Source organism: Oceanococcus sp. HetDA_MAG_MS8 (assembly GCA_019192445.1).
Classification (GTDB): domain Bacteria; phylum Pseudomonadota; class Gammaproteobacteria; order Nevskiales; family Oceanococcaceae; genus MS8.
In genome coordinates this window covers 146,301-168,739 of sequence record JAHCMK010000001.1, presented here as the reverse complement: position 1 = coordinate 168,739, position 22,439 = coordinate 146,301, and the positions used below count along the sequence as shown (strand labels likewise).

Sequence of the window (22,439 nt, the reverse complement as noted above, 5' to 3'; positions counted from 1 at the left end):
GCGCCGCTGCTTGCGATTCGCAAAACGCATCCAACCCTGCTCCGCCCCGCTCACACCTAGGTGTGTTTTGGGCAACGCTGTGTCATGAAGAGCAATGGATAGTTGTGTATGCAGGCCGGAGATGGGTCTAGCAGGATTGGCTTAGTCGGAGGGTAAAAATGTGATGAAGCCCACTCCTTCGCTGGCGTGTTTTTGTGATCAGCGTGGGCAACCATCGCCGGCAGCGCTGCAGAGATCTGGCCCGCCATGGTGCCAACAACGCCCATGTATAAGCCCATCTAAGCATGACCACGCCCAGCCATAGCCTGGAAGCAAGGCCCCATCAAGACGCTCCCTCAGCCTGGAGCCTGCAGCTGCCAGAGGGCATAGACAACCTGGAGCAGGAGTTCTTAGTCCTGATGCAAAACAACTCTGGTGTCTTGGAATGCATGCACCATGGTGCTGTGGATGGTCTGTGGTACCACGATCTGGAACGCCCCGAGCGCACGTGGTTAAGCCCGGCTTTTTGGCAACTACTGGGTCTGGACCCGGCGGCTCAGGACGCGAGCACCCAGGCTTGGCATGCCGTGATACACCCCGATGATTTAGACCTAGCCCGCAAAGGTTTGCAGCACGATTTGCAGGCGCCGAACCATCGCTTTGACGAGGTACTGCGCCATGTCCACCTGCAAGGTCATACCCTCTGGCTACGTTGTCGCGGCGCTGTTGTGCATGATTCTCAGGGAAAGCCCCGGCGAATGCTTGGCGCACATGTGGACCTCAGCACTGTGTTGCGTCAACAGCAGGCTTTGCAGCGCAAAAACGATGAGCTAGTCGCGCGAAACGAGTCGCTATCGCAGTTTGTCTATTCGGCCGCGCACGATATCAAGGCCCCTCTCAATAGCATCAAGGGACTCACCCATCTCTTGCAGCAGGATCTCGACGCCGGCGACCTACAGCAGTCGCGAGAGAGTTTGCTGCATCTCACACAAGCGGCTGAACGGCTGAGTAATTTGGTCGGCGACTTACTGGATATGGGCCAAAGCGGCAACCTGGAGCCGCAGTGGAGCAGTGTCGACCTCAATGAACTGCTAAGCGACATTGTGTATGACCTGTGTTCAACGCTCTCTCAACCCGGGCGGGCGACGATTGAGGTGCGCCGGATGCCAGTACTGCTCAGCGACCGCACCCTGCTCCGCCAAATCTTTCAAAACTTGCTCAGCAATGCGCTGAAGTATCAACGGCCACAAGCGCGACCAAGAGTCACTGTCAGCTGTGAACTCATACCCGAGGGCTTCCGCTTCGCAGTCAAGGACAATGGCATTGGCATTGAGCAGGATCAGCTGGAAGCGATATTCGAGCCATTCCACCGGCTTAATAACCACGAGGAATACGAAGGTACTGGCCTAGGCCTAGCCAACTGCAGCCTTGCGGCCAAAGCATTGGGAGGGAGTATTCGAGCGGTATCCGTCCCGCAACAGGGCACCACCTTCCTGCTCAGCCTGCCCGCCAACCCTCCAGACCACTAAGCCCAGGGCTGCGCCTATTGGCCGTGCTGGTCTTCGGTTTCGATAGGGGGTGATTGCAGAGTCTGCACCTGCGCCAAACCCAGCTGCTGGAGTAGAGCGATATTGCGCTGCGGGATTTCATCCACATCGGGGTGATGAGCAATAGCTGCGCTCACACTGCCCTCGCGCAGGATATGCAATAGCGGATACGGAGAGCGGTTGGTGTAGTTCTCAACCGCATCAGGGCTGGTATCAGCGAACTGATAATCCGGGTGAAAACTCGCGATTTGAAACTCACCTTCCCAATCACGCGCCTGGATTAATGCGTCTGCGAGGTCCAGGAAATCGTTGTAGTCGTAAAAATCCTGCAGCACCTCTGGATGCACCAGGAGCAACGTTTCCACCTGCGGGTCGGCGGCGAGGCTTTGCAGAGCGGCATCCAAGTCCGCAAGCAAGGCATCTTGGGTCTTCGCGACGCTCAGCCGCAGCTCGACGCGCCCCTGCTGCCAAGGATGCTGCGCGAAGGGACACAGACCTTGGCCAATGACCCATTGCTCCAGCCACTGCTCGGTACGCCTCAACGCCGCCGAATCGTGGTTTTTTGACTCCGCCATCTTTTGTTTGGTCATGCCTGGCTCTCTCCCATCACAGAACGCATCGCGCAAAAAAAAAGCCGCCCGATCATTCAATCAAGCGGCCATTGGCAAGTCGCGACTGTGAACTCTCGTAGAGTTCTGCGTATTTGTGACGCTGCTCCATGGACTTTATATGGACTTGCGTCTGTAGGTTTTTGTTTTTACACATCATTTGGTGTCCCCGAGTGGATTTGAACCACCGACCTAGCGCTTAGGAGGCGCTTGCTCTATCCAGCTGAGCTACGGGGACGCGGCGGCAAAGGTTAGCTAGGTGCAGCGGCTGTGTCGACCACCATCACCGAAGAGGACAAACTCAAGGGCTCGGGCGGGGCCTGGTCTGCATCGCGATAACGGCGCGGGCTTAAGCCATAACGACGGTCAAAAGCCTGAGTAAAGGCTGAACTCGAGGCATAGCCCGCGGCCTCTGCAATGCGCGCAATAGGCTGCGCTGTATGCCGGAGCTGCCAAGCAGCCCGGCGCAGGCGATGAGCTGTGAGGTAGTCAATAGGAGTTTGCCCTAAGCATTGACGAAACCGGTGCGCAAACGCCGACCGCGACAAATTGGCCTCACGCGCCAAACTCTCCACGCTCCAATTATGTGCTGGATCGGCATGCAGCGCGGCCAAGGCCCGGGATAGTGCCGGGTCCAGCAAGGCCCGTAGCCAAGTCTGTTCATCTTCCGGAATCCTCGCCACAAATCGCCGCAAGCACTCGATAAACAAAATATCCGACATCCGGTTCACCACAGCCTGCCGCGCCGGCAGCTCAGCCCGGAGCTCCTGCCGAATAAACTGCAGACCAATCGCAATCCACGGGGGCAGTTCACCGGCCTCCCCGGGAATCTTCAACACTTGTGGCAAGGCCGTCATGAAAGGGCGCGCAAGCTCCGCGTCAAATTGCGCCTGACCGGAAAGCATCTGGACGCGAGGCTGGTAGGCCGCAACGCCAAAGCTTACTAATTCTTCCCGCGCCCCCTCGAAGACCAAGCTTCCAACGTCTGGCCCTTCGCCGATGGTGTGCGCCATTCCTGAGGGCAAGACCAATACATCCCCCCGTTGGATGTGCAGCGGCTCACTATTCACGGCTAACTGCAGCCGCGCCTCTCCTGCCAACACCACATGGAAGTAAGCGCAGGGGGCTGCAGAAACCTGGACTCGACTCTGCGAGTGGCAGTCCCATTCCACCATCTGCGCTCCGCGCAGATGCATATCGTCCAAAAGCATGTCGAGCAAGTCCATCACAGGACTATAACTAAATTTTTCTGTTTGCCAAGGCCTTTTTTGGCCAACGATGACAGTCCATGATGTCAACATTGTCATTTCTGGAGGAGCCGCAATGAGCTCAGCAACTCTCACCGCCCCATGGACGGACGGCAAACGTTATCAATGGTTATTAAGTCCTTCGCTGCCCATTTTGGCGCTGATCTCTATCGGCCTGTACTTCGCTACAGGCTACGGAGTCTGGCTTTGGGGCGGGCCCATCATCGCTTACGGGCTGATTCCATTGCTGGACCTAGTTATCGGCACCGATAAGACCAATCCCCCCGAATCTGCGGTGGATCAGCTCGAAGATGATCGCTATTACCGCCGGGTGGTGTACATCTACATCCCGACCCAGTTCGCTCTCACCGCCTTAGGCGCCTGGACCCTTGCGACACAGGCCCTGGCATGGTGGGACGTGATGGGCTTGATTGCCACCGTGGGCATTATTAATGGCGTGGCGATTAATACCGCGCATGAGCTGGGCCACAAAACCAACAGCTTAGAGCGTTGGTTAGCCAAACTCACCTTGGCCCCTGCCGCTTATGGGCATTTTTTCGTTGAGCACAACCGTGGCCACCATAAGAATGTTGCCACTCCCGAAGACCCAGCCAGTTCGCGCATGGGAGAAAGCTTTTGGGCCTTCCTGCCACGCACGGTGATTGGCAGCTTCCGTAGCGCCTGGGCCATAGAAAAAGCCCGGCTACAACGTTTGAACAAACCGGTGTGGAGCTGGCACAACGAAAATCTACAGTCCTATGCCATGACTGTGGCTCTGTTCGGCACGCTAACGGCATGGCTTGGCTGGGCAGTGCTTCCCTTCCTCATCCTGCAAGCAGCTTATGGCGCATCTCTGCTCGAGGTGGTCAATTACTTGGAGCACTACGGCCTTAAACGTCGCAAATTAGACAGTGGGCGCTACGAGCGCTGCCAGCCTGAGCACTCTTGGAACAGCAACCATGTGGTGACGAACCTATTCTTGTACCAACTGCAACGCCACTCGGATCATCATGCGCATCCCACGCGGCGCTACCAGGCTTTACGTCACTTTGAGCAAAGTCCGCAGCTACCGTCGGGCTACGCCAGCATGATTCTGCTGGCCTATTGTCCACCCCTGTGGTTCAAGGTCATGGACCCCAAAGTTGTGGCGCATTACCAAGGGGATCTGAGCCGGGCCAATCTGCATGCGCCGGCAAGAACCAAGCTGATGGCCCGCTATGGCGACCCCGCTCAAGCCGGCCAGGAGCACATCCTGCACGATACTGCGAGCGCGCAGGCAGGCGCTGTGGAGGCCAGCCAGATGCAATGCCCAGACTGCGGCTATGTATATTCCCAAGATCAGGGCTGCCCCACTGAAGGCTACCCTGCGGGAACGCCATGGCGTGAGCTACCCGCGGACTTTTGCTGCCCAGACTGCGCTGTACGTGATAAAGCCGACTTCCAGCCAGTCGTTCAAGCGCAGGCAAAAGCCGCATAGCGGCCCAAGCCTAGGGCCAAGCCCGGCGCCCCTGCGCTGCTAACCCTGCTGATGCCACTCAGGCCCGGTGCCTTTGCTCCGGGCCTTATTGTTTGCGCAGCAAGCCCGCTGTCGCGGCAGCCTTTGTGGCCACCTGGTGTCCTGTCTCCGAAGTTCGTTACACATCAGCGAGTCAGAACGCGGTGTGCCGCTAGGCGCGCTGTTGGGGGCTATGCCATGGCGGCACCCAACCACCAAAGCGAGCCTCCAGCATCTGCGCCACCGCCAAGCAAAGATGGTCATTTCCGCGGCGGGCGGCGACTTGGATTCCCAGCGGCAAACCTTTGCTGGAAAGCCCTAGGGGCACTTGGGTGGAGGGCATCTCCAAGACATTCAACACACCGCAATAGGTCCAATGGAAGGTGCGTAGCATGGGGGTGTAATGCATCGGTGCCGGCACCGAATAACTGGGATACAGCAAAACGCCATCGTCTCCCAGCAGATCGTCCATTGCCGCTTGCAGTGCCTCCGCACGGGCCAGGTTACGGCCATGGGCAATGGGGACCTTTTCTACCGCAGCCAAGGCTAAGGCCGGTAGCGTATGGTCGGAGCGACGCAGGCTCCACTTCCCCAACTCTGCCAACAAGGATAAGTCGCCTCCGTTGGCTAATTGTGCGGCAAAGCTCTCGCCCCCAGCCGCCTTCATCCGTGCCGACCAAGTTTCGAAGGAATACTTCAGCGCGGGGAGTTTCAAGCGCCGCGCTTGGCCAAAAGCAGAGCTTAGCTCCTCGTATGCGCGCTCCTGAGCGTGGCGAAGCTCGGGGTGAACACGGTGCCGGCCATTGCCAGGGATGGAGAACAAGCGCAAGCGACTCACATCCACCTCTGCAGGATCTTGCAGCGGCACATCGGGCTCAGCCAACAGCCTCAGCAGTGGATAAAGATCCTCCGCCCGACGTGCCAAGGGACCCGTCACGCAGTAATCATCAATTTTGCCGCTGGGCAGCGGGACCTGCCCGGCATTGGGAACAATGCCAGGGCTTGGTTTATGCCCAAAAATGCCGTTAAAAAACGCCGGCATGCGAATGCTGCCACCGACATCGGCCCCGAGTCCGAAAACTGAAGCCCCGCTGCCAATGATCGCGCCCTCCCCACCCGAACTTCCACCAACGATGTGGCGGGGGTTGTAAGGGTTGTTACTGCGCCCGTAGACCCGGTTATTCGACTCCATCCACATACAGAGCTCAGAGGTGTTGGTCGTGCCCAGCGGAATAGCGCCCGCCGCTTTAATCCGGGCTACGGCCGGGGCATCCTGCGCTGCGCGAACATCACGCCGGGATACCAATCCGGACGCCTGCGGCATGCCGGTAAAGGCAAAATTTTCCTTGATGGTGCAGGGCACCCCCCAAAACGGCGCTTGCTGCGCACTGGGTGGCGACACCTGATCTAGAGCTTGGGCCTGCTCCAGCGCTTGGGCATAGAGAGGATTCACGATGGCGTTGAGGCCCGGATTCACCCTTTGGGCATGCGCTACGTGGGACTCGACCACATCCAGACTGCGGAGGTGACCAGCGCGAATGTGTGCGGCCAAAGCGCTGGCGCTTAGTGTCAATGAAGTACTCATGACCGCGCAGTATGCCGCTCCCAAATGACGCCATGAGGGCAGCTTGATGTCAGATACAAAAAAGCCGCGCCAGCCACATCCCGGCACCCGTGCCCGTCGCTACCGTTGCTTCCTTCCGGACCTGGCGGGGTTTACGGGGGCACGTCGCGAGAGGACCGACGCGACGCGCCTAGTGTACCGCGTCGCGCGCGGACGCGCTGCGTGCCCGCCGAACATTCTGGCTGCAGGCGCAGCGTATTTCGCGCAATACTGCGTCTGCGCATCGCCTCCAGATACGGCGAGCTACACTGCGTCATGACCCCAAGCGAGGAGACAGGGATGGATTTCGCGCACAGCCAGCGAACTCAGGACTATTTGAAGAAGTTGCAGACCTTCATGGCCGACCATATCGAGCCAATTGAAGAGAGCTACCACCACACCATCCGAGCCAATGGCCACGGCGGGGACTTCAAGCGCTGGACAGTGCCGCCAGAGTTGGAAGAACTCAAAGCACTCGCCCGCGCTGAAGGCTTATGGAACCTGTTCCTGCCAGATGCAGACTTGGGCGCTGGACTGAATAACGTGGACTATGCGCCGCTGGCGGAGCAGATGGGCCGTAGCTTTATCGCGCCGGTTGTCTTCAATTGCAACGCCCCCGACACCGGCAACATGGAAGTGTTGTGGAAGTACGGGACGCAGGAGCAAAAGGCGCAATGGTTACAGCCTTTGCTGGAGGGGCGAATTCGCAGTGCGTTTTGCATGACGGAGCCTGAAGTGGCTTCCTCAGACGCGACCAATATGGCGGCCACAGCCGTGCTGGAAGGCGACGACATTGTGATTAACGGCCGTAAATGGTGGTCCACCGGAATCGGCCATCCGGAATGCAAGCTACTCATCTTTATGGGCGTCACCAATCCCGATGCACCCCGCCATGGCCGCCACTCCATGGTTTTGGTGCCCACCGATGCGCCAGGCGTGCATATCGACAAAATGCTGCCGGTCTTCGGTGACTACGACGAGCCCTTTGGCCATGGCGAAGTGCACTTCGATAATGTCCGCGTCCCTGCAGCGAACATGATTTTGGGGCCTGGCCGCGGCTTTGAGATTGCCCAGGGGCGCCTGGGACCAGGCCGCATCCACCATTGCATGCGCTGCATTGGTGCCGCTGAGAAAGCTCTTGAACTCATGATTGAGCGCGGCGCCAGCCGGGTCGCCTTTGGCAAACCGCTACTCAACCTTGGCGGTAATCGGGAGCGCATTGCCGATCTACGCATGGCCATTGATCAAGCTCGGCTGCTGACCCTCTACGCGGCCTGGAAAATAGACACCTATGGCGGCATGGGCGCGATATCCGAGGTGTCAGCGATTAAGGTGGTGGCACCCAATGTCTTGCAACAAGTCATTGATGAGGCCATACAGATGTTTGGCGGTGCTGGCGTCTCCGACCAAACTCCGCTTGCTGCCATGTTTGGCGCGGCGCGCACGCTGCGGATCGCGGATGGACCAGACGCCGTGCATCGCGGCCTGGTCGCCAAGTTGGAGCTGAGCAAGTATCGCCACTTGCTCGATCGCAAGGACTCCTAAGCCATGAGCCGACGTGTTCTGATTACCGGCGGTGGCTCAGGCTTAGGCCGCGAGCTCGCCCGGCTTTGTCTGGCCCGAGGCGACCGGGTGGCCATTGCCGACATCCATGCACCCCGCCTAACGGCAACGGCCGACGAACTCGGAGACTCCGTACTAGCTATCCATTTGGATGTCACCAAGGCGGAGCAGTGGCAACACGCCATGGAAACCCTTCATAACCAATGGGGTGGCCTAGACCTGCTGGTCAACAATGCGGGCATCGCCAGCGGCGGCCCTATGCAAGCAGAGTCAGTAGAGAACTGGCAAAGGGTGATCGACATCAACCTGCTTGGTGTGGTGCGTGGGGCTCAGGCTGCCCATCAGTTGTTGGCACAAAGCCAGGGGCAGTTGCTGAATGTGGCGTCCATGGCTGGCCTGATTCATCCGCCTATGATGGGGTCCTATAACGCCGTCAAGGCGGCCGTCGTCGCATATTCGGAAACGCTCGCCTTTGAATGGGAGCCGGAACATATTGGGGTCCATGTGCTCTGCCCCGGTTTTTTCGCCACCAACTTGGCCGAGTCTTTACCCGACAGTGACCCAGCACTCAAAGCGGTAATCGAGCGGGTTTTCGCCAAAGCGCGAATGACCGCCACCGATGTGGCGCAGGTGGCCTTGCGGGGCCTTGAGAATGGTGACTTCCTCATTTTGAGTCACCCCGAAGGTAAGCAAGCCCACCGACTCAAACGTTGGTTCCCCACCAGCCTGTATCGCCAAGTCATGAAAAAACAGACCCGAGGGTTACTCAAAGCCTGGAAACAACAATGACGGCTGCGCAATCAACCACCATTATCGACACGGCTGGTGAGGTCCGCCAGGGAGAAGAGCTTGCGCTCGACGCCTTGGATGCTTATCTCAAAGAGCATATTCCTGGCTTGGAGGGAGCGCCTGATGTCACCCAGTACTCTGGAGGCGCCTCAAATTGGACCTACAGGCTGGCCTACACCAGCCATGATCTCATTTTGCGCCGACCACCAGCGGGCACCAAACCCAAAGGCGCCCATGACATGGGCCGGGAATATCGCTTACAAACAGCCTTAAAGCCGGCCTTTCCCCCGTTGGCCAAGCAGTATTTTCACTGCACCGATACCGACATTATCGGCGCCGAGTTCTATGTGATGGAGCGCCTTCGCGGCATCATTCCAAGGCGCCGCTTTCCGCGCGGAGTCGAGCTGGATAGCGTGCAAGCCCGCCAACTCAACGAGAACTTCTTGGACACCTTAGTGGCGCTGCACTCCGTGGATTACGAGGCCGTAGGCTTGCAATCCATGTACAAGGGCGCCGGCTATGCGCGGCGTCAAATCGAAGGCTGGAATGCCCGCTACGCCAAAGCCCGCACCTGGAATGTTCCCCGAGCGGGGCGCGTCATACGGTGGCTGGCCGCCAACATCCCCGAGGACGCTGGTGCCTGCGTGATCCACAACGACTACCGCCTGGACAATGTGGTGCTTGCGGCAGAGAACCCGACCCAGATCATCGGGGTGCTCGACTGGGAACTTGCGACTATTGGCTGCCCCATGATGGACCTGGGCAATACCATGGCCTACTGGGTGCAAGGGGATGACGATGGGTTTTTACGTCGCATGAGCCGCCAACCCAGCACTCTTCCCGGCATGCTCAGCCGGCAGCAGATGGTGGCCCGCTATTGCGAAAAAACCGGCCGGGATCTCAAATCTTGGCCCATCTATGAGGTCTATGGGCTGTTCCGTTTAGCGGTCATCCTGCAGCAGATTTATTACCGCTACCATCACCGGCAGACCGATAATCCTGCCTTTAAGAATTTTTGGTTGATGGTGCATTACCTCATCTTCCGTTCTAAACGCATCATCGCCCGGAGCGGCATCTAATGGGTGCCATTCTCCTGATCCGACACGGCCAAGCCAGCTTTGGCGAGCCGGATTACGACAAGCTCTCGGTCACCGGCAAAGAACAGGCGCTGGTGCTGGGGCGCCATCTGCGCGGTCGACTGCGCTCGGCCGAACATGTGCAAACCGGCACCATGCGTCGCCATCAGCAAACTGCGGCAGGGTGTTTAGAGGGTCTGAACTGGGATCTGCCGGCAACGGAAAATGCCGGCTGGAACGAGTATGACCACGATGAGGTACTCAACCGCTACAAGCCCAAGTACCGGAATCGTGCGCGCCTGGTCGCCGAACTTGCGAGTCATCGCCATCCGCGCCGCGCCTTTCAGGAGATTTTCGCGGCCGCTATCGAGCGCTGGATGGACGGTGCTCACGATGCTGATTATGCGGAAACATGGCCACAGTTCCGCCAGCGCTGCGTGCAGGCTTTGCATGATCTCAGCGAGCAGATGGCCAAAGGTGAAACCGCCTTGGTCTTTACCTCCGGCGGGCCTATCACTGCGGTTGTCCAAGAGTTAATGGGCATTCCGGCACAGAACATCTTTCGCATCAACTGGACCTTGGCGAATTGCGGAACCACAAAAATCATTCATTCCGAGCGTGGCCTGTTTCTGTCCAGCCTGAATGAGCACACCGCCTTTGAAGGCGACTTTCAAGACTTGATTACCTATCGTTAATTGGCGCAGCAGACCACTGCTTTCGCCCATACAAGGACTTCAATCTATGCGCAAAACTATCCTCATCACTGGGGCCTCCGCCGGCTTGGGACGAGGCATGGCCCAGGAGTTCGCAGCGCGTGGTCATGATCTCGCACTCTGTGCCCGGCGGTTGGACGTACTGGAAAAACTGCGTGGCGAACTCCTTGACGCCCACCCCCAGCTACGTATCGAAATCGCCAGCTTGGACGTGAATGACTACTCAGCGGTGTTCCGCGTGTTCCAAGACATGGCGCAAGCCTTCGGTCGCTTGGACCGGGTCATTGTCAATGCCGGCATCGGCAAGGGCGTGCCCATTGGTAAAGGGGGTTTTGCCGTCAACAAAGAGACTGCGGAAACCAACTTCATTGCTGCCTTGGCGCAATGCGAAGCCGCTGTGGACATTTTTCGCGCCCAGAACGCGGGGCATTTGGTCACCATGAGCTCAGTATCGGCTGTGCGTGGCTTCCGCGGGCCCATGACCACTTACGCGGCCACCAAGGCTGCCCTGGCCAATTTGAGTGAAGGCATTCGCGTGGAGCTGCTGCACACCCCAATCAAGGTGAGCACAATTTATCCCGGCTACATTCTCACCGACATTAACCGCGATATTGACAATGCGCCCTTCCGCGTCGATTTGGAGACTGGCTGCAAGGCCTTAGTCAAGGCCATTGAGCGCGAGCCTCATGAAGCGTTTGTGCCTGGCTGGCCATGGACACTCATGGCCAAGGCTATGCGCGCCATGCCATTGCGAAGTCTGCGACAATTCTCGTGATGGGCAGCTCCTGAATCGCGGAGTTGCCACCCCCATCTTTCGTTTTGATGCCGGGCCAGGAGGGCCCGACAATGCGCAAAAAAGCCAGCTACCCTGCATTACCCCCGCAAGCGCCACGAGCAAACTTCAAGCTGCTGCGCAAACTAGGCCAACTTCTGATGCGTCTGCACGGCTGGCGTATCGTGGGCGAGTTCCCAGCCGAACCCAAAATGATATTGGTAGGCCTGCCACATACCAGTAACTGGGATGGCTACTACGCCATCTTGTTCCTGCTTTCGCTGAACTTGCGCATCTCCATGATGATCAAGCACACAGCGCTGCAGGGCCCTCTGGGCGGCGTGATGCGCCGTTTGGGCTTTGTAGGCATTAACCGCAAAGCCGCCAAAGACGTGGCCGGACAAATGGTGGAGCAATTCCGTCAGCATGAACGCTTTTGGCTGGCCATCACACCCGAAGGCACGCGCACCCAGGCCGCGGAGATCAAAACCGGTTTTCATCGCATAGCGCGTGCGGCGAATGTGCCCTTATTGCCCGTGGCCATCGACTTCAAAAATAAATGCGTGCGCATTTTGCCGCCATTGACGGCTAGCGCCGATGTGAAGGCCGACTTACAGGCCCTGTTGGCTTTGTATCCGGGCGTGGCTTGGCCCCGCCATCCCGAGCGTATGTCGGCGCCAATGCGCCAAGTGATGCAGCCCGAAGGCACACTCATCGAGCCCCCGCGCGAGCGCTTCTAACTCAGACCGCCGACTCCGCCAAAACAGCCACCGACCTTCGCTGCCACTGGAGCTCTATTCGCTGGTTACTGAGCGGTTGCCGCCCGAGGCCGCAGTGCTAGCCGAGGCCATGCAAAACCCTCGGCTTCGTCTAGATCCGAGCCGCCAATAGGACGCATGACTCCCGGCTCTGGAGGCACGCCGAGCGCCTCCAGATCGACCTGATGCAACACGCCATCCCACCCAGCACCCGAAGCCTGCAGCTGAAAGTACAACCCGTTGCGCAAGTTAATGCCGTATTCACCACGGCGTTTCCACACAAAAAGCAGGTCATATTCCAAATCCACCAAATCTATGGCGAGATTGCTCTGCTTAGCATAGGGATAAGGAACTCGACACCACAGCGTTTGATCGACAGCGGCCAAGCACTTGAAGGGCCGCATCGATAAGAAGTGATCGGAAAACTGAGAGGCGTCCCACTGCAATTGGTACTGCTGTTGGTCGTCTACGAATAATTGCGCAACCACGGTCCGCGCACCATCAGCCGCAACCAAACTCAGCTGGTACTGGCGCAGCGACGGGTCTGCCTGGGCCCCACCAAGCCACGCGAGAGCGCAAACAGCAATGAGGCTCTCATTCTTTTTCATTACCGATCTCGTATAGCTCGAGATTAGCCTCCAAAATGGTGCCGTTAGCAGCATCTACATCTACTTTCAGCTCAACGCCCTCTTCGGTCTGCACATCGAATTCGTAAATGGCTTGACCAAGGGCGCTGAGCTCATATTCCACAGCCACTACCCGGCCAGGGTGAATTGCCAAAACCTGGCGCCGCGCCTCGGCTTCGCTGACTTTAGCCAAGGATTGAAAGGGTTGCGATGATGGTTCCACCCGGCGTTCAACCTCTGTGATGCGTCCCGTTCGGGCGTCGCATTCCACGTTAAACATGGCCTGCGCAGACTCCATGTCGAACTCGTACACCGGTGCACCCTGCTCCAACTTCATCTCCAACTTGCGGGGATGTCCAGCGACGCGATCCATTGCAGCGTCAAGGCAGGTTTCCATGCGCACGGTATCCGTCCACTGCCGGACATCATCGAGATCCTGGGTGTCGGCGTATGCCAGCGCTGAGCTTGCCAGCAGCGCCAGGCCGCCTAAGAGACTATTTGGTCGAATCAAGGACGAATGTGTCATGCGTCATTACTCCCCAGTCAGGTCGGATCATCATCGGTGCTCGCAGGCGCCATGGCTAGCACGACCATGGTTGTAAGCGACAACGAGCATCAGCGTTCAGCAATAGTGCTAGTACTGGAACTCGACATTCAGCAGTCCACCACGCTCGGCTCCATTCGGGGCCAACAACGCACAAAAGGCGTTGTCTTCGCCAAAGGTGTCTATGCAGCGCTGGTAGTAGCCTCGTTGGATATAGCCCAAACGGTCTACGATGGCTTGGAGGTAGCAGCGCTGCTGGTCGTCAGGTTGAGCGCAGGCCACTAAAGAGGGCGGTGCATAAGCCAAAGGCTCAGCGTCGAAGAGTGGTGCGTAGGCCTGCATTCTCAGCAGGGGCGCCGTCAGCGGCCCCATAGAGACATACTCTTCGTAGCTGGTAAAGGGCAAGGTGAAGCCCGCATCGCCAGTCTCGTCGATGTAGCTGAACTCCTCTTCAGGAATGATGTAACCAAAACTATTGTGGGTGAGGCCCAAGAGCATGACCGGCGTTGGTCCAGCAAGCCTTTGGATGTACTCGCCGAAGGTGTTGGTCGCCTCGCCTGGCATAGTCACGATCTCGAGCTGTTCACCCATGCTCACCCGGCTCACGGTGGTCACGGCATAAGGCGCTGCTTGAGGCAGGTTCAGGAGTTCATCACCCAGGAGCGGTAGCTCGGCAATAGGTAGCTCTGTGAAGTTGTAGTAGCGGTTGAAGCTGCCAATGAGGCCGGCCGCAAGAAAGATGGGGTTAGTAATGGGCAGGTACACCGTCGCGTGACGGCTGCTTAGCTCGCCATCGAGCGTCAGCATCGGTGCCTGCAGGATCGCGTTGGCGAGTTCAGCGCCACGGCAATACACGCGAACGTACACCGTGCCCTCGCAGGAACCTCCACTCGGCGAAGCATCCGCGATGGGGCCATTGAAATACACGGCGCTACCACCATCGGCCTCTAGTGTCTCCATAGCTCCGTGGATGTAGTCCGCATGCGGCACCCGCGGATCTTCGCCCGTACCCACGGATGTCGGGTGTGCGTTGTACTGCAGCACCGAGCCGACCACGCGGTCATCATCCGCTGCCCAAGCGCGTAGCAGCGACGCCGTCAGATCGGCCTCAGCATCGATATCCACTCGTGGCCGCCGATAATTATTAAATGCTTCTAGCTCGGCTTGCTGCAAGGTCAAACGTGCGGGTTCCAGAGCTGCCTGGGCCTGGGAGGCCGCCTGCGAGGCTGCGGTCACTAAATCCGCCACCCAACTCTGCGGAACACCTCCCCAGAGTCCTTGCAGGTCCGCACCTGCGTGGGTGTGGGTTTGTCCAAACAGCACATCCTCGACTGCGCCGCCAATCACCTCCACAATGGCCTGCTTTACCTGTTGTTGGATCAGGTTTCCGGCACCAACCGCATCCAGGCTCACAAAGCTCACCTGCGCTCCATTGCGTTCATCGCGTAAGAGCATTAGCCGAAGATAGGTCGGCTCCTCCAGCCCCTGCTCGTTCACATGGACCGGCGCCCCGGCTGGCTCGGTCAGGTCCACATTGATGGGATCAGGAAAGGTTTGCAGCGGCCCTATACCAAAACCACCCAAGTGGAAGTTCTGCAGCGTCGTTTGCCCTCCTAAGCGCGGCTCCTCTTCACCCTCGATTTGACTTTGGTTTGGGACCACCGACACCTTTACCGCAGCCGCCAAATACGGACTGAGCTGGGTAGCTCGCGGCAATGTTTCAGATTGCCCTCCTTGGCAGCCCAGCAGCAGGGCAAACAACACGGAAAGGCAGTGGCGCGTGGATCTGGCCATGGTATGCATCGCAAATTGTCTCCTCGAAGCCAGCATGCTAGGGCCAAACCAACTGCTGCGCTAGAGCAAAAGCATTGGACCCTTTCCGACATTGAGACGCCGATGTTTGGAAGCACGCCTAGCTGAGCACAGCCTATGCCGAGTGACAGGAAGAGTGATCAGCGCTACGGGCCTGGGCTTAGTAACGTGGTGGCTGCGTCCACCAGGAGGCCTCCCCCCATGCCTGCCAATCGACCGCGGACTCGAGGATGTGTTGCTCTTCCGCCGACAACCGCGCGAACAGCTCCAGCTGCGCTTGCCGCTCCACCTCATCCACACTGACCATAAACAACCGCAGATCCTCAGGACCTTGCACCGCCTGCGGCACGATAAAGGCCAAGCTACGCCAACCCTGGTCGTCATGCCGCAACCACACCCGCCAAAATGCATCCGGGACGGCCACGCCCTGCTTGAGCCGTATGGGGCCGCGGCGAAAAAGCGGCCCGGTGAGAACGTACAGAGGGCTTTGGGAATGCCGGCGGATCTCATCCATTTCCAGCTCTTCTAAACGTTGCCAGACACGGGTGTTCAGTGCACGAGACTGCGGGCTGATATTGCGCATGGAAAAACTAGCCAGTTGCGCGGAGCGTCCGAACAAGGTCCCCATGGCGTAATTGGGGGCAAGGTGGCCTCGGGTGTAGCCGCTATTTCTATAGGCCTTGTCGCATACCGGCCATAACCACGCTCGGCTACAGGCAAAGCCCTCTGGTCGGGGGCCTAGAGTCTGCAAGGCCTGCCTATCAACAACCCACGCGACCCAACGTGGGTTTCGTAGCCACTCACTGTAGGCCCGCACATGCCCTGGAACCTGCTCTACCCAACTCCACCACAGCAGTTTTTGCTCCTGCGGCGCCCTCAATGGCAAGGCGTCGCGGGGCTGCGATGCGCCCCAGAGCAAAAAACCCGTGGAGCTTAATAAAACTGTAATAATTACAACGATGAGCCGCATATCCCCTATTTTGCGTAATTTTTCGCTGCTTGCATTGCTGCTACTCCTGAGCGGCTGTGAAACGCTGGCCTATCACGCCCAGGCCGTTCAGGGCCATTGGCAGATCATGCGCGCGCGCGTGCCACTCCAGGAGTGGGCTGCCGCCCCAGAGCGAGCAGTAGACGAGACCAGCAAAGTGGAGACGTTGCTCCAAGCTCGACGCTATGCCAGCACCGAGCTGGCCTTGCCGGACAACCGCAGCTACACCCAGGTGGCGGTACTCGACCGCGAGGCCACGGTTTACAACGTCGTGGCCGCACCCGAATTTTCCTTAAGCCCGTTGAGCTGGTGCTTCCCTGTCGCCGGCTGCATTAACTACCGCGGGTACTTTCACCAAGAACAAGCCGAGAAAAAGGCCTTAGAGCTGGTTGGCGACGGGTATGACGTGGTGGTGCAGCCCGTTGCTGCTTATTCCACCCTGGGCTGGTTCAATGACCCCATACCCAGCCCGGTTATGGACTGGCCTATCGACGACATCGTGCGGCTGATCTTCCATGAACTGGCTCATCAAAAGCTCTACGTCGCTGATGCCACCCGGTTCAATGAAAGTTATGCCAGCGCCGTCGCTGAGCTAGGCCTGGCGCAATGGCGACATCACCTTGGCAGCCCAGCCAGCGCGCCGGCGGTTAACCGCAGTGCACAGGTTTATGCCCTACTCCAGCCCACGCTGGATGCACTGCGTGAGTTGTACGCTCGCAGTTATAGCCCGGAGCGAATGCGTGAGGAAAAATATGCGCTGCTGCGCAGCGCACAGGCCCGCTACAGCCAAGGCGCCAGCCTAGGCCGCTATTGGGATGCGTGGTTTAGCGAACTCAATAACGCAAGACTCGCCGGCCTGAGTGATTACCAGTCGCGAGTTCCAAGCTTCGAGCAAATCTTCGCGGAGTGTCAGCAGGACTGGGACTGTTTCCACCGCCGGAGTCGAGCCATAGGTGAGGACCCTGCCCGGCGCCAGCAGTTTCTTGCGCAGCATCGTCCAGCCCTAGCCGCGCCAATTGTGATGAGTTATTTGCATCCAGCGCAACGCTTGCTGAGTAGAAACCAGCACGAGTAGCAGCAACCAGTGCAGATGACTCAAAAACAAGACTCTACGGCATGCGACACCCTGTACTTCGACGGCCAATGCCCTCTGTGCAGTAAGGAAATGAAACGCCTGGAGGGATTGCACGATGGCAAGCTGCGATTGATCGATGTGCATAGCTCTGAGCTACCCGCTGGCAAGAGCCGCGCCGAACTGCTGGAGGTTTTGCACCTACGCGATGCGGACGGGCAGTGGATATCGGGTCTAGACGCCAATGTGCGTGCCTGGCGGCACACACGCTGGGGTTGGCTCTTCGCCTGGCTACGCTGGCCGCTAATTGCAAGCATCGCGGACCGCATTTATGCCGTTTGGGCTAGGCGTCGTTACGCCAAGTTGTATGGCTAAGTAAATGCCAAAGGCCAAGTTCGTGTGAGGCTGAGCGCGCGTCGACCGCGCCCATGCGCCACCGCCTAATGTCGGCTTTGCGGCGCTGCAGGAATGGCCATGATGGCCCGAGCACATTCCAAGAGTGCGGTGAGCTGTTCAGCAAGCTCTTGCACACCATTGGTCTCCAAAAGACTCTGCCGCTCTATGGCAGCCAATGGGCTGTGCTGGGCTATCACTCGCACCAACTCTGCGTTATTTAATCTCGCCACGGCGCGCATATTCAGTTGCTGGGCTCGGTGTTCCAAAACGGCCGCAAAGGCTTCTAACAAGGCCTTGCGGTCGATGTCGCAATCGTCCGTGCTTTGCTGACGCAGGTCATCCAAATAATCGCTCCAATCCGGCTCGACCTCGCGGTAGCCTCCGGGCGCTAACGGCATTTCACGGGCAATCGCAAAGCGGCATACCCCGGCCAGCATAATTTCGAAGCGACCATCTTGAGACTCTTCGAAGTGGACAATCTTCCCAGCGCAGCCCAGGGGGTAGAGATTGTCCGGATGCCCTTCATCGGTCTGCGGGTGCACCATGCCAATCATGCGATGACTCCCCAACACGGCCTTGACCATCGCCAAATAACGCGGCTCGAAAATATTCAAGGGCAACTGCCCCTCGGGAAGCAGCAAAACACTGCCCAGCGGGAATACCGGCAGGCAGTGTGGAAGATCGGTAATGAGTGACTGTGCACCTTGCGACATGTGTTACACCCGTAGTCTTTTTCGCTAAAAAGGGTATCGGCGGCTAGCACTTAAACTTGAGAAACCTTTTTGAATATGCCTGAGACACAGCCAGACCATCAAGCTATGTACACCCCGTAGTTGGTCGTTCTTTGTACAGCGTGGAGGGCACTCGCCCCGCACCTATACCTTTGAGGGAAACCTACGCGCGGCTGGCCTCACTCTCCGGCGTAGCGAGACGGCGCGCCGCCTGCCAGTGCGTTCAGGAGAGCAGCAACCAGCCAAGCCCGCAGGCCGTTGCAACACCGCTTACTAGCAACGATGCCCGCCGCCAGCGGGCGCGGCGCAGCTTTTGCGCTCCCTGCCCATAAGCCGCGGCGAGTTCGGCGTGGCTCGCCATTTCCCAATCCCAATGGGTGGTATGCCGTAACTTCACTTCATCACAACACACCGGTGCCTTACGCTGTTTGCTTGTACTCATACCTGAATAACGTATAGCTTTTGTGCACAGATGCAAGTGTTCAACAACAAACTGCGTCAATCGCAAAGCACGTTTTGTGCACGCCTTATTCAAAGTGTCATTGCATCGACGCTAAAATTGCAGCTAAACCGGTACAAAGAATCGCCCATGAATCCCCTACTCAAAGACATTGAAGCAGCTGGTCTCTCGCGGCGCAGCTTTCTGCGCAACCTGTTGTTAGCCGGCGGCAGCGTTGCCACTGCGCGCAGCTTGACTGCCTGCAATAGCAATTCACCGGCAACTTCGCCCGAAGGTGGCTCTCGCTCGAAGTTCGCCGACATGGGTCCACTGCAAGCTCCGAACAGCGACGGAATTCAGTTGCCGGAAGGCTTTTCCTCCAGAGTGGTTGCTGTGGCCAACCAGCCGCCAATTGCCTCCAACCCTGGGTTTTTGTGGCACACCGACCCCGACGGCGCCGGCACCTTCCGTACGGAAGATGGAGGCTGGATTGTGGTCTCCAACGCAGAGGTGCGCGACGCAACAACAGGCTTTGGAGCTCTGCCGCAGATTCCTGTCATCTCTGATCTAGCGACCCGCGAGTCTTTAGAGGTCTTGAACGCGGTTATTGGGCCGGTAACGGGATTATTGCCGGTGTCGCCTCCATTCTTGCTGCCCTTTCGCGGAGGGGTCAGTGCACTGCGTTTTGACAAAGACGGCAACTTAATCGACGCCTACCCCATCCAGCGCAACACCACCACCAATTGCTCCGGTGGCATTACCCCCTGGGGTACCTGGATTAATGGTGAAGAGATCGCCGACGGCTACATGTTTGAATGCAGCCCGCTGCGCGATGGCGGCACGCCCTTGCGCTTGGACCGCTTCGGCCGCAAAGCGCATGAGATGGCAGCGATTGATATGGGCGGCCGGGCGATTTATCACACCGAAGATGTCACCGGCGAAGATCGCTTCTATCGCACCATTTGGGCGGCAGCCGACTGGCCTGCAGGCAGCAAACCCAACTATGACGCCGGCACGCTCCAAGTGTTGTCAGTGCCAGCCGGCATTGACGCCGCGCGCCAAGGCCCGACCCCTATCGTATGGCTCGACGCCATTGACGATGGGCGGCCGCAGAATCAGGTGTACTTGGAGGACTCAACCATCTTCGCCGGCAACGAAGGCTGCTGGTATATGAATGGTTTTGTGTATTTCAGTACCAAAGGCGATGACAATATTTGGGTGATCGACACCTTCAGCGACACCATCGAGTCGATTTACAACCCCGCTGACGGCCCCATTGGATCACCCGTAGACCCCAACGAGCCGCCGCTGGCCGGAGTCGATAACATTGCCCTCACCTTGGATGGGGAAATGATTGTGGTGGAAGACGGCGGTGATATGCGGGCCATGGTCTTGCTTCCTGACCGCACCACGATCCCGCTGCTGCGCCTACCCGGAGACCCCAGCGTAACTGAGGTTACCGGCCCTACCTTTTCTCCAGATGGAACACGCCTCTATGTGTCCAGCCAACGAGCTGGCTTGAATGGATCGCCTAGCGCTTTCGGCCTCGGCGGCGTGACCTACGAAATCACCATGCCCTTCGCCGTGCGCGTGGATTACCCCATGGCCCAGCCGCTATAGCGTGACCAGCCTCAGGCTGCTGCCGTAGCAGCCTGAGGCGCATTGGCACAGCAACATCCAGGCGGCCATCACCTCACCGCAGGCGTATTTCTCGTCAGTACTCCGACTCCAAGGCAAACCCAATCCTGCGGCCTATGCGGCGCGAGCCGCGGGGACGCTTTCCGTGTGGGCGTGCGGCGCTACTGGCAGTGCACGCATTGTGAATTGATAGCCTTGGATCCGGCCTTTTATCTAAGCGCAGAGGCTGAGTACGCCGAATACTGCAAACATCACAACGACCCTCAAGACCCTGGCTACCGCCGCTTTCTAGAGCCCGCGTTTAATGCCTTCACACAGGCCTGTCCGAGGCCGGCTCAGGTGCTCGACTACGGCTGTGGGCCGGGCCCGGCGCTTGCGCAGATGCTAAGCCGGGCCGCTTACGAGGTCGCCATCTACGATCCGATGTTCGCCCCAGAAGCGGGGGTTCTTCGCCAGAGCTATGCGGGAATCACCTGTACCGAGGTTGCAGAACACTGGCATAAACCAGCTGCAGAGCTACGCAGACTCTGGTCCATGCTGCGAGCAGGCGGCGTACTACTGATCCAAACCCAGCCCTTACTCAGCCGGGCTAGGTTCGCGCAGTGGCAGTATCGCAACGACCCCACACACGTCCATTTCTACGCTCACCGCAGCTTTGCCGTGTGGGCACAGCAGCATCACGCCGCTCTACACTTCCCCACCCCAGCCATTGCCCTATTGCGCAAAACCCCGCATGAGCCTGCTCAAGAATAATTCCCATCCCGGTCAACCATTGGGTCCCAAACACAGTCGTCCAGACGTATTGGTGATCGGAGCCGGCGCTGCAGGGCTGATGTGCGCCGCGGTCGCAGCCCAACGCGGACTGCAGGTACTGGTGGTGGACCATGCTAACCGCGTGGGCAAAAAAATCCTGATGTCCGGCGGTGGCCGCTGCAACTTCACAAACCTGGATGTGCAAGCGCACCACTTCCTCTCTGCCAACCCACATTTTTGCAAATCGGCCCTGGCGCGGTATACACCGGCCGACTTCATCGCATTGGTCCAGGCGCATCACATTGCCTTCCATGAAAAAGAGGCCGGCCAACTGTTCTGCGATAACAGCTCCAAAGACATCGTGAGGCTCCTCCTTGAGGAATGCCAAGCTGGTCATGTCGAGATTCGCACCCACTGCAGTGTGTCTGACTTGCAGCCGCTCAGCAGCGAAGGCTTCGCTGTGCAGACGAGCTTGGGGCCGCTGCAGTGCGCCAAAATTGTCATCGCCACAGGGGGCTTATCCATTCCTAAAATGGGTGCGACTGGCTGGGGCTATAAAGTCGCAAGCCAATTCGGTCATCGCGTGCAACCCACCCGAGCTGGGTTGGTGCCACTCACACTGTCTGGAGATCAGGCCTCGCCCTGGGCAGCGCTGAGCGGCCTGTCTTTGCCCATCCGCGCCAGTACGGCCAAGCAGCAGTTCCAGGGCAACATGCTGCTTACCCACCGCGGCCTGAGTGGCCCGGCGATTTTGCAAATCTCTTCATACTGGCAGCCCGGTCAAGATTTAAGGATCGAGCTGCTACCGGAGGTCGACATCGAACAATGGCTCTCCGAGCAAAGCCACAAACAGCCTAAACAGCAGCTGAGCACCAGCCTCAGCCAGCTTTTCCCCAAACGTTTTGCGCATACTCTGTGCCACACCATGCTCGCTGACAGACCATTGCAGCAAGTCCAGGGAAAGTGGCTTCGGCAAACAGTGGACACCCTATCCAACTGGCCCATTCGCCCCAGCGGCACCGAAGGTTATCGCACCGCCGAAGTCACCTTGGGCGGGGTTGATACGCGTGAGGTCTGTTCCAAGACCTTCGTATCGCGCAAAGTTCCAGGACTGCATTTCATCGGTGAGGTATTGGATGTGACCGGGCACCTCGGGGGCTACAACTTCCAATGGGCCTGGGCCAGTGCACAGGCTTGCGCACTGGCCTTGTAGTCAGCGGAACAGGGTGACTGCGCACGCATTCACAATTTTTTTACACGGCAATGCATCCAGAATTGTTGATGACCTCG

General features: G+C 58.4%; 22 protein-coding genes, 1 tRNA gene and 1 other RNA gene. 13 read left to right on the top strand and 11 right to left on the bottom strand.

Features of this window, described 5'->3' with window-relative positions:
- The first annotated feature begins 284 nt into the window (after positions 1-284).
- A complete protein-coding gene (locus tag KI787_00760) occupies positions 285-1,508 on the top strand; it encodes a PAS domain-containing protein (GenBank protein ID MBV6628459.1) in 1,224 nt (407 codons plus the stop codon).
- Between the two features lie 14 nt (positions 1,509-1,522).
- Here KI787_00760 and KI787_00755 read toward each other — a convergent pair whose 3' ends face one another.
- From KI787_00755 to KI787_00745, 3 genes are all read right to left on the bottom strand, one after another.
- Positions 1,523-2,116: a DUF1415 domain-containing protein gene (locus KI787_00755; GenBank protein MBV6628458.1), complete on the bottom strand. Its 594-nt coding sequence runs from the start codon at positions 2,114-2,116 to the stop codon at positions 1,523-1,525.
- Between the two features lie 179 nt (positions 2,117-2,295).
- Positions 2,296-2,372 (bottom strand) — tRNA-Arg (locus KI787_00750).
- Positions 2,373-2,385: 13 nt separating this feature from the next.
- On the bottom strand, positions 2,386-3,345 hold the full coding sequence (locus KI787_00745) for an AraC family transcriptional regulator (protein MBV6628457.1): 960 nt from the start codon (positions 3,343-3,345) through the stop codon (positions 2,386-2,388).
- Between the two features lie 112 nt (positions 3,346-3,457).
- Between KI787_00745 and KI787_00740 the strand changes: the two genes are divergently transcribed.
- Entirely contained in the window at positions 3,458-4,858 is a 1,401-nt protein-coding gene (locus tag KI787_00740) for a fatty acid desaturase (GenBank protein ID MBV6628456.1), read from the top strand.
- A gap of 190 nt (positions 4,859-5,048) precedes the next feature.
- Here the strand turns inward: KI787_00740 and KI787_00735 are convergent, their stop codons facing one another.
- Entirely contained in the window at positions 5,049-6,461 is a 1,413-nt protein-coding gene (locus KI787_00735; protein ID MBV6628455.1) for an amidase, read from the bottom strand.
- 64 nt (positions 6,462-6,525) lie between these two features.
- An RNA gene (ffs, locus tag KI787_00730) (signal recognition particle sRNA small type) lies at positions 6,526-6,622 on the bottom strand.
- Positions 6,623-6,779: 157 nt separating this feature from the next.
- Here ffs and KI787_00725 point away from each other — a divergent pair.
- The 6 genes from KI787_00725 (at position 6,780) to KI787_00700 (ending at position 12,132) form a co-directional block, all read left to right on the top strand.
- Complete coding sequence (locus KI787_00725; protein MBV6628454.1) at positions 6,780-8,024, top strand: acyl-CoA dehydrogenase family protein; 1,245 nt, start codon at positions 6,780-6,782, stop codon at positions 8,022-8,024.
- Between the two features lie 3 nt (positions 8,025-8,027).
- Positions 8,028-8,831, top strand: a complete 804-nt coding sequence (locus tag KI787_00720) for an SDR family NAD(P)-dependent oxidoreductase (GenBank protein ID MBV6628453.1) — start codon at positions 8,028-8,030, stop codon at positions 8,829-8,831.
- Positions 8,828-9,910 carry a phosphotransferase family protein gene (locus KI787_00715; GenBank protein ID MBV6628452.1) on the top strand — a complete coding sequence of 361 codons (1,083 nt, stop codon included), beginning with the start codon at positions 8,828-8,830 and terminating at the stop codon, positions 9,908-9,910. The genes KI787_00720 and KI787_00715 overlap by 4 nt, the downstream gene beginning before the upstream one ends.
- Entirely contained in the window at positions 9,910-10,602 is a 693-nt protein-coding gene (locus KI787_00710; GenBank protein MBV6628451.1) for a histidine phosphatase family protein, read from the top strand. Before KI787_00715 ends, KI787_00710 begins: the two co-directional genes overlap by 1 nt.
- 46 nt (positions 10,603-10,648) lie before the next feature.
- A complete protein-coding gene (locus KI787_00705; protein MBV6628450.1) occupies positions 10,649-11,395 on the top strand; it encodes an SDR family oxidoreductase in 747 nt (248 codons plus the stop codon).
- 71 nt (positions 11,396-11,466) lie between these two features.
- Positions 11,467-12,132, top strand: a complete 666-nt coding sequence (locus tag KI787_00700; GenBank protein MBV6628449.1) for a 1-acyl-sn-glycerol-3-phosphate acyltransferase — start codon at positions 11,467-11,469, stop codon at positions 12,130-12,132.
- A gap of 65 nt (positions 12,133-12,197) precedes the next feature.
- On the opposite strand, the gene KI787_00695 is transcribed toward KI787_00700, so the two are convergent.
- The 4 genes from KI787_00695 to KI787_00680 form a co-directional block, all read right to left on the bottom strand.
- Positions 12,198-12,758, bottom strand: a complete 561-nt coding sequence (locus tag KI787_00695) for a hypothetical protein (protein MBV6628448.1) — start codon at positions 12,756-12,758, stop codon at positions 12,198-12,200.
- Entirely contained in the window at positions 12,745-13,302 is a 558-nt protein-coding gene (locus tag KI787_00690; GenBank protein MBV6628447.1) for a PepSY domain-containing protein, read from the bottom strand. Before KI787_00690 ends, KI787_00695 begins: the two co-directional genes overlap by 14 nt.
- Before the next feature lie 108 nt (positions 13,303-13,410).
- On the bottom strand, positions 13,411-15,123 hold the full coding sequence (locus KI787_00685; GenBank protein MBV6628446.1) for a hypothetical protein: 1,713 nt from the start codon (positions 15,121-15,123) through the stop codon (positions 13,411-13,413).
- 169 nt (positions 15,124-15,292) lie between these two features.
- Positions 15,293-16,102, bottom strand: a complete 810-nt coding sequence (locus tag KI787_00680; protein MBV6628445.1) for a DNA/RNA non-specific endonuclease — start codon at positions 16,100-16,102, stop codon at positions 15,293-15,295.
- Here KI787_00680 and KI787_00675 point away from each other — a divergent pair.
- Positions 16,092-17,195 (top strand): aminopeptidase, encoded by a 1,104-nt coding sequence (locus KI787_00675; GenBank protein ID MBV6628444.1) that lies wholly within the window; start codon positions 16,092-16,094, stop codon positions 17,193-17,195. The genes KI787_00680 and KI787_00675 overlap by 11 nt on opposite strands.
- Positions 17,196-17,210: 15 nt before the next feature.
- On the top strand, positions 17,211-17,567 hold the full coding sequence (locus KI787_00670; GenBank protein MBV6628443.1) for a DUF393 domain-containing protein: 357 nt from the start codon (positions 17,211-17,213) through the stop codon (positions 17,565-17,567).
- A gap of 65 nt (positions 17,568-17,632) precedes the next feature.
- Here KI787_00670 and KI787_00665 read toward each other — a convergent pair whose 3' ends face one another.
- Both KI787_00665 and KI787_00660 read right to left on the bottom strand, forming a co-directional pair.
- The gene (locus KI787_00665) at positions 17,633-18,301 is read right to left on the bottom strand and encodes an LON peptidase substrate-binding domain-containing protein (protein ID MBV6628442.1); all 669 of its coding nucleotides are present in this window, start codon (positions 18,299-18,301) and stop codon (positions 17,633-17,635) included.
- 241 nt (positions 18,302-18,542) lie between these two features.
- Positions 18,543-18,761, bottom strand: a complete 219-nt coding sequence (locus KI787_00660) for a hypothetical protein (protein MBV6628441.1) — start codon at positions 18,759-18,761, stop codon at positions 18,543-18,545.
- A gap of 147 nt (positions 18,762-18,908) precedes the next feature.
- On the opposite strand from KI787_00660, the gene KI787_00655 reads away from it, so the two are divergent.
- The 3 genes from KI787_00655 to KI787_00645 are packed head-to-tail and all read left to right on the top strand — an operon-like array spanning position 18,909 to position 22,362.
- On the top strand, positions 18,909-20,378 hold the full coding sequence (locus tag KI787_00655) for a DUF839 domain-containing protein (protein ID MBV6628440.1): 1,470 nt from the start codon (positions 18,909-18,911) through the stop codon (positions 20,376-20,378).
- A 42-nt stretch (positions 20,379-20,420) separates the two neighbouring features.
- Positions 20,421-21,149 carry a class I SAM-dependent methyltransferase gene (locus KI787_00650; protein MBV6628439.1) on the top strand — a complete coding sequence of 243 codons (729 nt, stop codon included), beginning with the start codon at positions 20,421-20,423 and terminating at the stop codon, positions 21,147-21,149.
- Positions 21,130-22,362, top strand: a complete 1,233-nt coding sequence (locus KI787_00645) for an NAD(P)/FAD-dependent oxidoreductase (protein ID MBV6628438.1) — start codon at positions 21,130-21,132, stop codon at positions 22,360-22,362. Before KI787_00650 ends, KI787_00645 begins: the two co-directional genes overlap by 20 nt.
- The last annotated feature ends 77 nt before the right edge of the window (positions 22,363-22,439 follow it).